At 53.2% G+C, this 15,750-nt stretch carries 12 protein-coding genes; 2 read left to right on the forward strand and 10 right to left on the reverse strand.

What is annotated here, in order from left to right; translation table 11 throughout:
* Positions 1 to 5 precede the first annotated feature (5 nt).
* From EYB31_RS22210 to EYB31_RS22235, 6 genes are all read right to left on the reverse strand, one after another.
* Complete coding sequence (locus EYB31_RS22210) at positions 6 to 1,538, reverse strand: extracellular solute-binding protein (protein ID WP_240762724.1); 1,533 nt, start codon at positions 1,536 to 1,538, stop codon at positions 6 to 8.
* Positions 1,539 to 1,572: 34 nt separating this feature from the next.
* On the reverse strand, positions 1,573 to 2,451 hold the full coding sequence (locus EYB31_RS22215; RefSeq protein ID WP_131015615.1) for a carbohydrate ABC transporter permease: 879 nt from the start codon (positions 2,449 to 2,451) through the stop codon (positions 1,573 to 1,575).
* Between the two features lies 1 nt (position 2,452).
* Positions 2,453 to 3,463 (reverse strand): ABC transporter permease, encoded by a 1,011-nt coding sequence (locus EYB31_RS22220; protein ID WP_131015616.1) that lies wholly within the window; start codon positions 3,461 to 3,463, stop codon positions 2,453 to 2,455.
* A gap of 662 nt (positions 3,464 to 4,125) precedes the next feature.
* A complete protein-coding gene (locus tag EYB31_RS22225; protein ID WP_131015617.1) occupies positions 4,126 to 5,706 on the reverse strand; it encodes a SagB family peptide dehydrogenase in 1,581 nt (526 codons plus the stop codon).
* A gap of 26 nt (positions 5,707 to 5,732) precedes the next feature.
* A complete protein-coding gene (locus tag EYB31_RS22230) occupies positions 5,733 to 7,715 on the reverse strand; it encodes a TOMM precursor leader peptide-binding protein (RefSeq protein ID WP_131015618.1) in 1,983 nt (660 codons plus the stop codon).
* Positions 7,712 to 9,664, reverse strand: a complete 1,953-nt coding sequence (locus EYB31_RS22235) for a putative thiazole-containing bacteriocin maturation protein (RefSeq protein WP_131015619.1) — start codon at positions 9,662 to 9,664, stop codon at positions 7,712 to 7,714. Before EYB31_RS22235 ends, EYB31_RS22230 begins: the two co-directional genes overlap by 4 nt.
* Positions 9,665 to 9,758: 94 nt before the next feature.
* Between EYB31_RS22235 and EYB31_RS40585 the strand changes: the two genes are divergently transcribed.
* Together EYB31_RS40585 and EYB31_RS22245 are read left to right on the forward strand one after the other, a co-directional pair.
* Positions 9,759 to 10,163, forward strand: a complete 405-nt coding sequence (locus tag EYB31_RS40585; protein ID WP_170318258.1) for a hypothetical protein — start codon at positions 9,759 to 9,761, stop codon at positions 10,161 to 10,163.
* 342 nt (positions 10,164 to 10,505) lie between these two features.
* On the forward strand, positions 10,506 to 11,036 hold the full coding sequence (locus EYB31_RS22245) for a GNAT family N-acetyltransferase (RefSeq protein ID WP_131015621.1): 531 nt from the start codon (positions 10,506 to 10,508) through the stop codon (positions 11,034 to 11,036).
* 59 nt (positions 11,037 to 11,095) lie between these two features.
* Here EYB31_RS22245 and EYB31_RS22250 read toward each other — a convergent pair whose 3' ends face one another.
* The 4 genes from EYB31_RS22250 to EYB31_RS22265 are packed head-to-tail and all read right to left on the reverse strand — an operon-like array spanning position 11,096 to position 15,669.
* Positions 11,096 to 12,451, reverse strand: a complete 1,356-nt coding sequence (locus tag EYB31_RS22250) for a sulfatase family protein (protein ID WP_131015622.1) — start codon at positions 12,449 to 12,451, stop codon at positions 11,096 to 11,098.
* Positions 12,452 to 12,472: 21 nt separating this feature from the next.
* A complete protein-coding gene (locus EYB31_RS22255) occupies positions 12,473 to 13,354 on the reverse strand; it encodes a carbohydrate ABC transporter permease (RefSeq protein WP_206105481.1) in 882 nt (293 codons plus the stop codon).
* 13 nt (positions 13,355 to 13,367) lie between these two features.
* A complete protein-coding gene (locus EYB31_RS22260; protein WP_131015623.1) occupies positions 13,368 to 14,258 on the reverse strand; it encodes a carbohydrate ABC transporter permease in 891 nt (296 codons plus the stop codon).
* Between the two features lie 58 nt (positions 14,259 to 14,316).
* Positions 14,317 to 15,669: an ABC transporter substrate-binding protein gene (locus EYB31_RS22265; protein ID WP_131015624.1), complete on the reverse strand. Its 1,353-nt coding sequence runs from the start codon at positions 15,667 to 15,669 to the stop codon at positions 14,317 to 14,319.
* Positions 15,670 to 15,750: the final 81 nt, after the last annotated feature.

Consider the following 15,750-nt stretch of genomic DNA (forward strand, 5'->3'; position numbering starts at 1 on the left):
TTCGCTTACTTCGCTTTCTTTTTCTTGTATTCGTCGTTGATTTCGGCGGCGATTTTCTGGTATTGGGCGTCGCTTTTCAGCTTGCCGACATAGTCGTCCCATGCGGTGATCGGTTCCCGGCCCAAAATGATTTTCACCTTCAGGTCCATCGCTTTTTTGTCGTAATCTTTGCCGACCTTGGTGTACGTGTCGGAGTTCAGCCCAAAAGCCGGGTCGGCGATGCTGTATTTGGCCCGCTCGTCGATAATTTGCTTGTTGCGGTTCAGGAAATCGGCAGGGATACCGGTTTGGTACGCTCTTTCGTATTTGTCCAGGTTGGCGAACAAATGGAGAAACACGCCTACATTATCTTTGGTCGCCTGCTCGGTTGGGGCGATCACGCCGTCTTTGACCGTATAATGCACGTCCTTGAGGCCAAAGCTGGCCAGCATCCATCCGTCCTCAGTCGCCCCGTAGTCCATAAACTCCAGCAGTTTTTTCATTTTGGCCTCGGGCACCGTCTTCGGAATCACGTACATGCCGTATACGCCTGAATCTTTAGGCACATATTTGCCTTGCGGGCCTTCGAGATACGTGAGCGGCAGCAGGTCGGCCTGCGGATTCGTCTTCCGCATCTGCCCGGTCAGCAGCCAGGATGGTTTGATCGCATCGGCGAAAATACCCGCTTTGTTTGTCGTAATCATGTCGCGCACCTGCGAATTTTTCAGCGTCGGGAAGTCGGGAGCGATAATGCCGTCTTTGTACGCTTTGTTCAGCCACACGAGGGTATCACGTGTCCCGGGCTCAAAGATCGTGTCGACAAGCTTGCCGTCTTTTTCCTTCCACCGCCCGTTGGCGCCGTTCAACGTATTTTCCACCCAAGCGAAAGATCCCATGCCGTCCGGATTGACCAGACCGGTGAAACCGATCGTATCTTTTTTGCCGTTGCCGTCCGGGTCGCCTTCCGTAAAAGCTTTCATGACTTCGTACATTTGGTCCATGGTCGTCGGCGGTTTTAAGCCAAGCTTATCCAACCAGTCTTTGCGGACAAGCGGGAAATTGCCCGACCCTTCCAGCGGCCTGACGCGGGGGATACCGTAGTTTTTGCCGCCGATCGCGCTGTTTTGCCACGAAAGAGCGGGGAAAGCGCTTAAATTTTTGTAGTCTTTAATGTATGGTGTCAGGTCCCAAAAAGCACCCTGGGCCGCCATTGTCTTCACTTGCGGATGGAACGGGTCCAGCACAAGCATCAGCTCGGGAATGTCGCCCGAAGCCAAGGTCACATTTGTCTTGTCATCGTAATTGTTGGAGGACACCCATGATATGTTCAGCTTCGTATTGGTCCGTTTCTCGATTTCCTTTTTGGTGACGTCATCGTCTCCAGGCGGTTCCGGCGTAAAAAAGACCGTCATCATTTGAATGGTTGTCGGCCCCTTGTCCGCGCCCGGCGCGCCTTGACCTTGAGGTCCGCTTTTCGCGCAGCCCGCCAGCAGCGTGGATATCAAGGCAGCTCCGGCCACCGCCGATAGCGCAAAACGTTTTGTTTTCAGCTTGCTCATGTTTATTTGACCTCCTTTTATTTAACGGTCGCGATCATTCCTTGACCGAGCCAACCATCGCGCCTTTGGCGAAATGTTTTTGTAAGAACGGGTAAACGAGCAAAATTGGAATCGTCGCGACAACAACGGCGGCCATCTTCAGCGTCTCCGACGGAATTTGCTGCTCGCTGATCAGCTCCATCGCCGCCGAACCGCCGGATGCGGTAGAAGCGTCGATCAGGATATTTTGCAGCAATACTTGCAGCGGCCATTTCTCGTGGTTATTGATATATAAAATGGCGTTAAAAAACGTGTTCCAGTAAGCAACCGCGTAAAACAGGCCAAATGCGGCCATCGCAGGCAGCGACAGCGGTAAAATAACGCGCAGCCAAGCGCTGATCTCGTTGCAGCCGTCCATTGTGGCGGCTTCCTCCAGACTGTCGGGGATGCTGTCGTAAAAACCTTTCATCAGCAGCACATACCAGCCGCTGGTCAGGACGGGCACAATCAGCGACCAGATGCTGTTGATCAAACCGAGTTCACGGACGAGCAGGTAATTCGGAATGATGCCCGGCTGAAACAAAGTGGTCAGCAGCACCATCAGCATCAGCACTTTTCGTCCTTCCAGCCGTTTTCGCGACAGGGTGTAAGAAAAAGCGGAGGTGACGATCAGCGAAATCACCGTACCGACCGTGGCCAGAAAGCCGCTGACTCCGATGGCGTTGATAAATGATTTCGTCGAGAGGATGTACCGGTAGGAAAGCAAACTCCACGTCTCCGGAAACAACACAAACCCTTTGCTGAAGTACTCGTCGGGATGCGTAAATGAAACGATAAACACATAATATAACGGAAACAAGCTGACTGCCGCAATAATTGACAAAATCGATACGTTCACTGCTGTAAACAGACGGTCCGCCATATGCTGCTTCATGTTAGTACACCCCTTCCTCGCCCATCCGTTTGGCAAATTTGTTCGCTCCGATGACCAGGATGAGCCCAACCACCGATTTAAACAGCCCGATCGCCGTGCTGTAGCTGAACTGCCCTTGCTTGATGCCCACCCGGTATACGTAGGTGTCGAACACGTCGGCCACATCGGAAACGGCTCCGTTCATCATCAGAAACACCTGCTCGAAACCGACGTCCATCATATGCCCGATGCGCAGAATAAGCAGGATGACGATCACATTGCGGATCGAAGGAAGCGTAATGTGCCATATTTGACGGAACCGCCCGGCCCCATCCATTTTTGCCGCCTCGTACAGCTGCGGATCGATGCCGGCGATCGCCGCGAGGAAAATAATCGTGCCCCAGCCCGCATCTTTCCATATCGTTTGCAGCGTCAGCAGCAGCCAGAAATAGTTTGGCGTCGTTAAAAAGTCGATCTGCGCAAAACCAAACGCCTGCAGCATTTTATTGATCACGCCTTCGGAATGGGACAACAGCAGGAACGTGATGCCGACAATAATGACCCATGAAAAAAAGTGCGGCAGATACACGATGGTCTGCACCATCTTTTTGAACAACTGGTGGCGGAGCTCGTTAAGCAGAATGGAAAGCACGATCGGCAGCGGGAAAAATAAGACAAGGCTCATCACATTGATGCCCAGCGTATTGCGAAACAATATGAAAAAATCAGGATTCGTGAAAAACCGTTCAAAATGCTCGAAGCCGACCCAAGGGCTGTGCAGTATGCCTTGATAAGGCGAGTAATTTTGAAAAGAAATGATGATGCCCCACATCGGCACGTATTTAAAAATAAGAAAAAACAAAATGCCGGGAAGCGCGAGCAGATACAAATATTTGTTGCGTTTGATCGTTCGGGCCCATCTGCCGGTTTGCGATTTTCCCCGCGCAGTCCCTTTTCCGGTTGCCCCGTTCCTGACTGATCCGCTGCCGATTGCGGGTGTACCGTCGGCGCCGCTTGCTCGTATTTGATTCATCCGTTTGTCGTTCCTTTCGAGTAAGATTGACTCCATCTTATCGAGGCGATGATTTCCCGGCAATAACACTTTTTTTCAGCGGTCCGACCGCTGTAATTAAGGGGGATTGCACTTTTTTGACGGGTTGCACTATGGGACGGAATGAGGGGGCGGGATGAGGGGGTGGGATGGGTTCGGGATTCCGACCGCCAATTAATTTCTTGGGGGGCGGGATGGGTTCGGGATTCCGACCGCCAATTAATTTCTTGGGGGGCGGGATGGGTTCGGGATTCCGACCGCCAATTAATTTCTTGTCCCTTTAAATAAAAAAGAGTGGCTGGGACAAGAAATTAAAAGCGGACGCTTCGCTTCTTCACCCCGTACCCATCCCTCAGCGTAGCTACGGAGTAAAGGAATAAAACATTCAAAATAGAACAAAACAAACAGAGTAAACAAACAATCGACACAACAAAACAAAGCGGGAACACCCCCGCCTGAAGATGAAGATGCATTGAAAGACTGCCGGAGCGTTATCGCTCCGAGCGGGTTTCTTTTATACCTTGCTACCGGTACTACCGTTACTCAAGGGGTTGTCCGATACATGAGGTGTATGAAGGGAAAGGAGCTGATCCTTTCCCGCAATAAGTGTAAGTATGGTTACCTACTACAAACTCCTAGATGCTTTAGCTGTGAAGTCCTCCTTCGAGGCAGGTCCGTTTCCCATGCGGGCCTATCGGAATTTGGATGAGCGCGGTTTGGCCCAGCTCGCCCAGGCCGTAAATTTCATCGCAGCGGCTCGTTTGAAAGCCAAGCAGCGGCCGGCCCCCCATTCCGGAAGCGGACGCCGCCAGCAAAATCCGCTGTACGAGGATCCCCGCTTCCATCTGTTGGATGCGGTACCCCCGAGGACCCAGAACAGATGTAAGATAGCGATTGTCGCAGGCGATATGCAGGCTGATCGGCACTTGGAACAAATTAACGTTGTGCAGCAGCATCGCTTGCTGCAGCTGCAGCCGGTGATCGCCGGGACGCTCAGGCCGTAAAGCATGGGTTGTGAAGTCATAGCGGTAAGCGCCATCCGGTATTCCCTCCACATGGTACAAACAAACGTGAATCGATACGCGTGGTTCGGGGCGTACGTCCCTTCCATCCAGATCGTTGCGGTAAGCAAAAGAAGCCGCAACCTCCTGCAGCAGTGCAGCCAATTGCTCTGCGGTTACACGCCCCAGCACGTATTCCGTTTCCGGCGAATACCGCTGCCGGCAAACCTCCGCCAGATCGTACGGCAATCGGCCCACCGCAGGCAAATAAACCGCCCGCAAACCGCTGTCGCGGCAATTCACGGCTTCGACGGACGTTCGGAACGATGACGGCGATTCCAGCGCGGACGCTTCGTTCATTCGGAGCAGCATCGGGTATTCCTTGACTTTTCGCGACTTCATATAATGCTCATGCCGTATATCCGGCAGCTCCCGGCACAGCTGGTCGGCGGAGAACATCCGCGTTTCGGCCCGACTGCCGCCAAACCACTCGATATCCGGTTTATCCGCCAGCGGAATCACCGCATAAACGCTCTCCTCGTGTTCGGATACCCCCAACAGCCGGTTCATCGCTTGATCGAGAAATTGATAATATACCCCCGGACTCGATCCGAACCGGTTCGCCGTTTCAAGCAGCTGGCCGATCAACACGCCGGCATCCAGCCCTTGCAGCCGGTAAGCGAAGTTTTTGTATTTGAAAAAATTTTTCCAGAACATTGTCGTTACAAATACCGCACCGTAGCACCTCGAAACGTCACAACGGTCACCTAACGCGCGGGCCACATAATCATCAAAGTTGCCTTCCCGCAGCAATATCAGACGGTGATGCGCCGCATCGTAATGATATACGCCGGACGGAGCTTCGTCCAGCTTCAAATAAATGTACAGTTCACTAGGATATAATCCGCCGCCGGACGGAACAAACCTCCTATACATTTGCATAGGACTCAACGCGCCGGGATAGCCGGCACCAGGAACCGAGTGGCTTACCCGGCCCAGCCCATATACGTACCAGAGAAAATGTCCGATTTCAGCCAAGTTCGGTTTGCTCGGCGGTTTCCGATCTTTAAGCGTCAGCGGCACTTCCGGCGATAGCGGAATCACAGGCAAGTTTCGATACAGCTTATATTTGAGCGGCGCATCTTCCCAGTCGATTTCTTCTAGGGGACCCCGCGACTCGGAGGCATCCGAATGCAGACTTCGTATAAAATCTTGCGGATTCATCGGTTCGATTCGCCTCCCGGCTTGGGTTATGGAAATGGATGCGGATGCGGATTCAACTGCTCCTTGCGCAGCGGCCTTTCGGCATATCCGAGCTGCGCCGGCACCGTAAGCACTCGATTCAGTCCGGTCAAACGAGTGAGATCATACCCAAAACTCATCGGCAGCATCCCGGGAATCAGCACCTTAACGCAGCTCAGCCCGTTTCGTCTGAGCTCCGGCGTTGTTTGATCCACCACAATGACGTCAAGTTGAAGCCGCCGAAACGTCTTCAGCATCTCTTTTAAATCGTCGGTCAAATCGGAATGTCCCGGCGCAGGCTTAAATTGCTCGGCAAACGTCCGCAGAGGCCGGTTTTCATCCAATAAAAACTGCAGCCGTTCCTCCATCTGCGGCAAACCGTACAGCATGGAGTGATCTTCCATCTCCCGCACCAGCGACGGCTCATGAACCATTCTTTCGTAAAGCTCACGTCCCGCAGCGAATTTCTCGTCCAGCGTCAGCATCATACCGGATAATTCGTGAAGCGCGCCTTTGACCGCCTTAACCGGGTCGGGGTGCGCTCCTGCGGCACAAATGAGATGAAGACGATCGCTTGGCTTTTTGTTTTTCGCGATCACCCATACGCTAGGAATCCCGTTTTCCATCGTGGCGTTGTAGACATACGTGTCGTATCCCGCCACCGTCTGCAGCCGGTTTACCATCAGTTCAAGCTCCGTATCACCCGAGGAAGCCAAATCCAGACGCGGGAGCGGAAGCTTCGCATACCAAGTAAGCAAGAAGGAATCCCGCTCCACAACCTCCATCATGCCGTAAAAAATAGCTTCCTCCAAACTGCCTCCCAAAGCGCATCCATTGGACGTCTCATACACAAATCCGTTTGTGCTGCCCGCGTTGTAGTAGGCAAGTATTTGCGGAACCAACACGGGCGCTTCCCGCATAAACGAATAACCCCAGACCCATTCCATGGGCAGGTCCGGATCAAACGGCGGATATGGGAAGCCGGGCCGCTCATACTGCTCTTTTGTATATAACCCTACGGAGGCTGGATTCAGAACGAAGGTGTCCATACTTCGGTCGGCCGGATTTATGCTGCGGTTCAGCAGATTGCGATAACTGTCCATGACGACCGTCCTTTTGCCCCGGGGCGCCATGCCGCAGTATCTTTCAAGCCCTTCCATCATCGCCGTCAGTTCGCTTTCCGCATAGGAATGCGTGCGCCCGGCCGCCGCCTCGTCCAGCGCAAACATCGGAAGATTAACGTTGACGTCGGCAAAAGGCGAAACAAGATCGAACATTTTACTGTTCAAAAAACCAGTCTTGTAGTCCAAGTAGTCTTTGAGCAAAGGGTCCCTCAAGTCCTTCAGCGAACGGCTGCGGTAGCTGCCTCCGCCCAGCTTCGGGCTCGGCTGCAGAACAATCCGGGCTCCTTCCGCAGAATCCGCCGGCAATCGGCCGCAAACCGGACATTGCGGATCGGGCAGGAAACAGTGGCTTGCGCCGCTTAATGTCTTCATATCGATGAATATCATGTTTTCTTCCAGGCGCGAACGTTCTCCCTGCAGCAGCTTCTGAGATTCTGCCGCCAGCAAAAGGGCCATATACGCCAGCCCCGAGCGCGAAGCCCATACGTCACGCCGGATTCCGCCGGTTTCGGCGAGCTGCTGCTGCAGCCCCCATATCTCTCTGCGGTCACGCCCGGCGATCAAATGCCGCATGTCGGCACATCGGGAGCATCCCGGCATACCGGGGCGAACCAACGGCCCAAGCACCCCTTCGCCGAACGCCACGAACCCGCGCAGCCAGGGAATACCCGCCGATTGCAGCACATCTTCTGCTTCGCGATGAACGGAAGGATGCCACGCATCGTGTAACACAAGAGCCAAATCCGTCGCTTCCGGCATGTCTTGTTTGAAATCGGCGCAACGGATGATCCGGCATAAACCGGACAGTTCTGCGCACACCCGGTCTGCAAGATCGCTTTCCCCAATCACAGCTACGGCCGCGTTCACCGGGATCCCCCCTCTCGCAGTTGGACACCGAACACGCCTTTAACCGTCTCTTGCAAAAATGGCTCTACCGCCAAATCCGCTGCGTAAACCTGCATGCCGTTCCTTTGCAAAATTTCCCGCGAAGCCGTTACGAGCGTTTTTTGATCCGTCACATCCACTGAAGGAATGGTAAGCCCCAACGGGGCTGTTTTCTCCAACAAAATGGACGAAACCTCCAGCGCATTCGTCCCTTGGCAATCGGCGGCGTTTTGCGCCCTCAGCAATGCCCCTTGCAGCGAGCGGCGCAGCGCCAATGTCCTGTTCAGGCCGACACTTCCATACCAGCGGTCGCCCACGCCAACCCATATGACCGGGAATCCGCACACGTCCTCTCCGAGACCGATAACCGGTGCGCCACGCATCACGGTTAACGCCTGCATATAATAGCGGCATCGTTCATCATCCGTTTGCCCGAGCTGAACCCTGACGATCAGCGGCCGGCGAACGGTTTGCCGTTCAACAAACTTTTTATAAAGACATGACTGAAGTGCTCTGGCAATTCCTTCCGCAGCCGTTTCTCCCGCGCCGATACCGATAGGATGACCCCGGGCTTGCAGTTGGTCCAGCTTCAAGACCACATCAGCCCATCGCGACACATATGCTTCAAGTCCGGCCAGTCCCGCTTCCCGGCGCGCTTCCTCATGCGTCAGTCCGCTGCAAACGATGTCCGGCAGCAGTTCTGCGGGCCCGCCCGATAACGGGTCTGCGGCTTGAACGCGGCACTGCGAGAGCGGAAGCTGCAGCAGGCTCCCCTCCTCCCAAAGATGAAAAACCCCCGTCAGCGGTGAAGTCATCCGTCCAAAGTAAGGAAACAACCCGTTGGCGGTTCCTATTGCCGAGTCCCTCTCCAGGATCGAATCCACATCGGCGGTCCACTCCGTCTTCGCTGCTGCGCTCTCCCGACGGTCAAGCTGCGGATGTGCAAGAACGGAGTGCCACGTTCCTTCCAACGTTTCCAAATCAAGCAAGAAAACCGCGTTGTTCAGCGCCGGTTCACGGGTATCCGTCACCGTCTTAAACAACTCGAATACAGCTACGTTGGCAAGCATGGCTCCCGCCGTAGACGAGTAAACGTGGCTCTTGGGATCTTTTTCAACCGCAGAACGATGGATGCGCCGCCAAGCCGACTCCCAATCGGTTTCCGTTTCCGCTTGCAGTATGGGGCCGATCAGCCCTGTCTGATGAACACATATGGCAGGGATAAGCAGCTTGTTCTCCTGTCTGCAAATGGCATGCAGCTGCCGAAGTTCCTGCAAATCCCCATTTTCGCTGACGTACAAAACCGCTTGAACCGGCTGTACCATCGTGCGCCAATCATCGCCGCTTGCTTGTGAGGCCGCAATCTCTTCGAGAGCGACCTCGGGATCGGACTCACGCGCTTGTTCCGCCAATTCGGCGAGCCGCCGCCGGTTGGTCGGCACCGAGTCCGTAATCCGCGTACGGATTCGAGGCAAACCGGACTCCAGCAGCGCAGATACAAGCGCCGTGAATATAGAACCCGAACCGACGGCCAATACGTTCATTTGCCGGTAAGACTGAAACCGGTACGCACCGGAGCCGCCAAAACTGTCCAAAAAGGCGATTTGTCCCCCATACTTCCGGACAATTTCCTCCGGCAGCCGATGAGTGCTATCTTGGCTGGCATCCCGGACAACCCCTTTTTGATGGAGTTGTTCCGCAATTTCATACACCCGATCCCGATACAAATCAGGCAACCCGTCGGTCAAATCGGCCAGCGTATATTCCCCGTTAAACATGGGGATGAGTTTTTCAATCCAGCGGTTGACCATCTCCCCTTCCATGCGGAAAGTGCCCGTATTATTGCGAAAATATACGCCGTCGCCCGGAAGCGGCAAATAAAACGTGTCTCCCTTTATTTTAGGACGTGCAGTCGAACTGAGCGGTGCCATCTCTCTCCTCCTTACCTGAAATGATTCATTTGCTGCAAAGCCGCTATCATCATCATATGTACAACGATTTGTCCTTCATGTCATACCCGCTCGAATGGCAAAAACCCCTGTCAGCCCATTGCTGAACAGGGGTGAAACAAGTTGCCTTCAGCCCGCCGAAGCGTTTCGGCTTAACGGCAGCGGTGGCCTGCGCACGGACCGGCACAACGTCCCGCACAAGGGCCTGCGCATGGACCCGCGCAACGTCCTGCACATGGACCTGCGCAGGGGCCGCCGCAGCGTCCGGCGCAAGGACCGGCACATGGGCCGCCGCAAAAACCGGCGCAAGGGCCAACACAAGGGCCCACGCAGGGACCGATACAAAGGCCGATTACGCAAAAACCGACACATTGCCGAGTCGGATCAAACGGATATTGTGCCGCTTGATACGGATCCGCTACGTACTGGCCAGCTTGATTCCAAGCCGCCAGTTGGCTTGTTTGCAAATCTGAAACATTAAGCTGTTGAAGCTCATTTTTGAAATCATTTGTCATTGGGTTAACCTCCGTGATTTGGGTTATCTGCATGATTTCAATTTATGGGCGTACCTCCGCTTTTGTTACTAATGCAAACGCCCATTTTATAGGCGTTTGTACCTCAATGGCGGCTCCCATAATATAACGCTCACTTTGGACATACAAGGTGGCCGCACGGACAACCGTTTTTGTGCGATATTAGCTGTAGAATGGGGATAAGCTATCGGAAGATGCTAATAAACAAGGAAAGCGAACCCGTGGTCTCGAATAAAAGAATGGGTACAGGATGAACCATCCGGTCAGCACAATATATGGGGAGGTATATCATGATCTATGTAGAAACGCCGAGATTGCGGCTGCGCGATTGGATGGAAACGGATGTCGAGCCATTCATACGGCTCAACCAGGATGAAGACGTGATGAGATATTTCCCTAAACGATTAACCGCCGAAGAAACCGAAACGTTTTATCGCTCGATTTTGTCTGAGTTTGACGAATGCGGCTTTGGGTTGTATGCCGCGGAAGTGAAGGAAACACAGCAATTCATAGGATTTATAGGTTTTCATAGAGCCACCTTTGAATCGGACTTCACACCGTGTACCGAAATAGGCTGGCGTCTGAGAAAAGAAGCCTGGGGTCAAGGATATGCAACCGAAGGAGCGGCCGCTTGCTTGCGGTACGGATTGGATACGTTGGGGTTTGACGAGGTTTACAGCTTTACGGCGGTTGTCAACCGGCCTTCGGAGCGCGTCATGATGAAAGTCGGCATGAGTTTTGTGAAAACGTTCGACCATCCGCGAGTGGAGAAAGACAGTCCGCTGTCTCGCCATGTTTTGTATCATATAGGCCGGAATTAAATCTGGGAAAAAACAAACCTGACGGAAATAAATCCGTCAGGTTGTTGTCAAAAGGCGGCTCAGCTCAACGCCTCAGCGCGTGATACTTTGCGCTGGCCCGCAGGCAGCGAGGCAGCCGGCTCGATGACGGGCAGACTTTCGCCGGCCTCACCCATCCGTCTCAGCAATCTTTCCCTCATCACTTGCGCTACTTCATGATGGGATTCAATACCGATCAGATTGTTCAGCTCATACGGATCGGATTGCAGATCATACAAGTGGGACTCCACATAATGTGATGATCCCGCATCTGTAAAGCTATCCTTGTCCGGTGCGGTCACCACGTATTTCCAGCGTTGGGTGCGGACCGCACGCGACACATCGGATTCGCTGATCTGCACGAACGTCTCCTCCGGCCAGTGCTTCTCTTCCCCTCTCAGCAAAGGCATCAGCGACCGTCCTTGCATGTCCTCGGGTACGGAAATTCCCGCCGCATCCAGCAAGGTTGGAGGGAGATCAATCAGGCTGACAAGCTCCTGCACTTGGCGGCCTCCCTGAAATCCAGGGCCGGCCAGTAAAGTAGGGACACGTATGGAAGCATCGTGAGCGGAACGTTTGTATTCGGCGTTTCTTGTTTTAAAATGGCAGCCGTGATCGGATGTGAACAAAATAATCGTATTTTCGTCCAGATGCAGCGACTTCAGCGCATCCAGCATACGTCCGAACGCTTCGTCCAAACGTTTGACCATTCCGTAATAACCGGCGATATGCTGATAAGTCGAACCGCCGAGCGCTGCGAGATCCGGGGGAATCCAGCCTCCCGTATACCGCTCGCGATAGCCGTCCGGCGCCGGATAATCGTCAAGGTGGTTTTGATGATGCGGCTCCAGAAACGATATGAACAAATAAAACGGATCTTGCTGATGTTCGTCAATGTAACGGATCGCCGCATCGGTCATCGCATCAACGCGGTATCCCGGCAGCTTGACTGCCTGATTATCATTGTTATAGACGACCGTATCGTAAGAATCGGAACTGAACTCCAGCACATCCGCCGCCAGCCAGTGCTCATAACCTCCGCGCTTCGGCTCCGACACCGGCTCCTCTTTAGCTAGGTGCCACTTGCCGATATACCCCGTGCGGTAACCCGCTTCCTTAAAATGATGGGCCAGCGTCTTTGTTCCTTCGGGCAGCGGAATGCCGTTGACAAAACAGCCCGTCGTTGTGGCGTATTTGCCGGTCTGCAAGCAAGAGCGGGCGGGTCCGCATACCGGCTGGCAGGTGAACGAACGGGTCAGGTGCGTGCCACGCAAGGCCGTGCGATCAAAGTTTGGCATTAAGCCAAGCGGGTTGCCGTGCAGACCGGAAGTATCCCATCTCTGCTGATCGGTAAAAAATACGATAACGTTCGGCTGCCGATTTTCTGTTGTATTCATTGGAACCTCCGATAGCAAAAATTATTCTTTCACGCCGCCTGCCGTCAGTCCTTCCACCATATAACGCTGCAAGAACATAAAGGCGATCAGCAGCGGTATCGTAGCGGCAGCCGCAGCAGCCGTGGCACCCGACCAGTTGGCGGAATATTCGCCCAGATAAGTCAGCGATAAACCGGGGCTTAATGTCCGTTTGCCGATGTCGCTGACCAGCGTCATCCCAAATAAGAAGTCGTCCCAAGCAATCAGGAACGTATAGATGCCAATCGCCATAATACCCGGCTTCGACAATGGAACGATAATCATAAACAACGTCTTAAAGCGGGATGCGCCGTCAATTTCCGCAGCTTCCTCCAGCTCCCGGGAAATCCCGTTGAAAAATGTGCGCATCAGCATAATGCTAAACGGCAGCGAAGCCGAAGTGGATGCCAATATCAGCACGTATAATGTGTTCAACAAGTGCAGCGTTTGATATTGCGAGTACAACCCGATAACCAAAGTCACGGTCGGAAACATTTGCGCCGACAAAAACAGCAGCGTCAGCAGGTTGCTTCCTTTGAAGCGGAAACGCGATAACGCATAACCGGCGAATATCGAAACGAAGATGCATAAGAACGTCGCTCCCGCCGCGACCAGCAGCGTATTTTTATAAAAGGTCAAAAATACCGGCGATTTTAAAATATCCGCATAACTGGCCAAGGTCGCATGCAGCGGGAACCATTTCGGCGGCAGCTGCATCAGCTCGCTGTTGTTGTGCAGCGAGGTGACTAATATCCAGTAGACCGGGAACAGCAGGAAAAACAAAATGATGCCCAATAGCAGATAAGGAACCCAGCCCTTTTTGCGGCGCGCTTTGGCCTCGGACAATCGGGATTTGACAGGCAGCGCCGTATTTACCGTATTCAAGCGACTCCCCCCCTTAATGGTCTTCCCGGTTCATAATCCGGGTAAATATGACGGAAAATGCGAACAGCAGCACAAGCCAGATAACCCCGATCGCCGAGCCTTTGCCCATCTCATATTTGGAAAATGCGGTTAGATAAGTTAATATGGCCAGCGAAGTCGTTGAACCGGCCGGCCCGCCGTTCGTCAGCGTGAAGAATAATGTAAACATCTGGAAATTATTTACAATCATAATTAAGGTAACACTGGAGATAACCGGTTTGACCAGCGGCAGGGTAACGCCCGTAAACAGCTTCCAGCCGCTTGCTCCGTCGATTTTGGCGGCTTCGTACAAGCTTGCCGAAATATTTTGCAGACCGGCCAGCAGCATAACCGCTACGAGCGGGCACTGCCGGAAAACGGCAACGACGATTATCGACGGCAAAGCAAAGTTAACGCTTTGCAGCCAGTTGATGTTGCCGGAAATGATGCCCGTATGCAGCAGCGTATAGTTAAGCACGCCGTAGTCGGCTTGATAAATCCACAAAAAGATAAGTGCCGTGACAATCGTCGGAATCGCCCACGGAATCATAACCACACTTCTAAAAAAAGCCCGAAAGCGGATATTCTGATTGAGCAGCAGCGCCAAAATCATGCCGATAAACAAATCCGCAATAACCGTGATAACCACGTACACCCCGGTCACTTTTAACGAATGGTAGAAATCCGCTGATTTCAGCAGCGCCGTATAGTTGGCGAAGGAGTTCCAGCTGGTGTCCTGATTAAGCAGCGAATAATTGGTAAAACTCATCATGACCGATTTGATAAGCGGGCTTATAATCGTCAAGGCGAGAAGCAGCACGGCCGGCAGCATGAGAACCGCCGCAAACAGCACGTTTTTATGTTGACGTGATAATCTTAAATGCATAGTTTCACCTCAGAACAACAAAGATGTTTGAACAAAACGGCGGTCCCGCCCAACGCGCCTATTTATACAGTTCTTTAATTTTCGGAATGACGGTGGAGATCGCTTCGTCCGGACTTTTGCCGCCTTCCGTCACCATTACGATCATATCCGTGGACACCTGCATGGCGTTATCGAATTTCGGATTCGCCGACGGCATCGGGGAAGCGGTTTTCATCTGTTCGTTGAACACTTTGGCATAAGCGTCTTCATTCATTTCCGGCAGAGCGGCAATCGATTTGCGGGAGGACATAACCCCGTTCAGCTTATGGTAGATGGCCATTGCATCTTTGGACACCAAGTATTTAACGAACTCGGCGGCTTCTGCTTTATGTTTGCTGCCGCTTGTCACCACAAGCTGATGTTCGGTAAATACCGTTTCGCTGCGGCCCGATTTGCCTGCCGGCACAATCGTGACGCCCCATTCCTTATCGAAAGCTTCGCCTTTGCCGCTCATCGAGCGGAAATTCGTTCTGCCGAAATCCCCGTCAATCAGCATGCCAAGCGCATTGTTGGCGAACATCGGGCGCAAATCCTTCATCATCGCGCCTTTTGGAGAAATTTTGTTGTTAATCGCATCTTTCAAATAGTTGAGCGAATCTTTCAGCCCCGTGCCTTGGTCGTACACGATCGCGCCTTTGTCATCGACAAACTTGCCGCCGTAGGTGTAAGCAAGCCTCAGCAGCATGTTGCCCGTATACGAATCGGAGGCTCCGTTTTCGCCGATGCCGTAAATCGGGTTGCCTTTCTCGTCTTTGCCGAGAGCGGCGATTTTTTTCGCGGCGGCGACCATGTCGTCCCACGTCTTAGGCGGCTGCTCCGGATCAAGACCGGCTTTCTTGAACAAATTTTTGTTCCAGAACAACGCGCTGGGGTGCGGAGCCCACGGCATCGCCATCACCTTGCCGTTGATTGTGACACCAGCTTTGCTGCCGTCAACGATATCGCCGATCATATCCTGACCAAGCAGGCTTTCCAGCGGTTCGGCAACCTTTGCCCCGGCAAATGCCGGCGTAAAATTCTGATTGGACATCGAAACATCGGGCGGGTTGCCGCCGGCGGAGCTGACCAGCACCTGATCCTTAAACTGAGCAAACGGAATGCCGATCGATTTCACCTTGATATTCGGATTTTTCTTCTCAAAGTCGGCAATCAATTGGTTGTATGCTTCTTTGGTGCCGTCCTCAACGGAAATCCAGTTCGCAAACGTAATTTCTACCTGTTTGCCGCTTTTGGCCGCATCCGCCCCGGCATTTCCCGGCGCTGCCGCTTCTTTGCCTCCGGACCCGCCGGTGCCGGCGTCGCCGCATGCGGCCATCGAAGCTGCCAAGCTGACTGCTACCGCGCCCATTGTCACTTTTTTCAAATTGTTCATGGTGTTACCCCCCGCTTTATAAACTGTGTCGGCCAATTGCCGCCGTTGATTTCATTATAAAAAGACCGCCGCATTTTTTTT

The sequence above is a fragment of the Paenibacillus thalictri genome, from assembly GCF_004307995.1.
Lineage (GTDB): Bacteria > Bacillota > Bacilli > Paenibacillales > NBRC-103111 > Paenibacillus_AF > Paenibacillus_AF thalictri.

Coding starts and splice junctions, on each gene's coding strand:
- EYB31_RS22210 (WP_240762724.1), bottom strand. CDS start 1,538: ATGAGCAAGCTGAAAACAAAACGTTTTGCGCTATCGGCGGTGGCCGGA.
- EYB31_RS22215 (WP_131015615.1), bottom strand. CDS start 2,451: ATGAAGCAGCATATGGCGGACCGTCTGTTTACAGCAGTGAACGTATCG.
- EYB31_RS22220 (WP_131015616.1), bottom strand. CDS start 3,463: ATGAATCAAATACGAGCAAGCGGCGCCGACGGTACACCCGCAATCGGC.
- EYB31_RS22225 (WP_131015617.1), bottom strand. CDS start 5,706: ATGAATCCGCAAGATTTTATACGAAGTCTGCATTCGGATGCCTCCGAG.
- EYB31_RS22235 (WP_131015619.1), bottom strand. CDS start 9,664: ATGGCACCGCTCAGTTCGACTGCACGTCCTAAAATAAAGGGAGACACG.
- EYB31_RS40585 (WP_170318258.1), top strand. CDS start 9,759: ATGGCAAAAACCCCTGTCAGCCCATTGCTGAACAGGGGTGAAACAAGT.
- EYB31_RS22245 (WP_131015621.1), top strand. CDS start 10,506: ATGATCTATGTAGAAACGCCGAGATTGCGGCTGCGCGATTGGATGGAA.
- EYB31_RS22250 (WP_131015622.1), bottom strand. CDS start 12,451: ATGAATACAACAGAAAATCGGCAGCCGAACGTTATCGTATTTTTTACC.
- EYB31_RS22260 (WP_131015623.1), bottom strand. CDS start 14,258: ATGCATTTAAGATTATCACGTCAACATAAAAACGTGCTGTTTGCGGCG.
- EYB31_RS22265 (WP_131015624.1), bottom strand. CDS start 15,669: ATGAACAATTTGAAAAAAGTGACAATGGGCGCGGTAGCAGTCAGCTTG.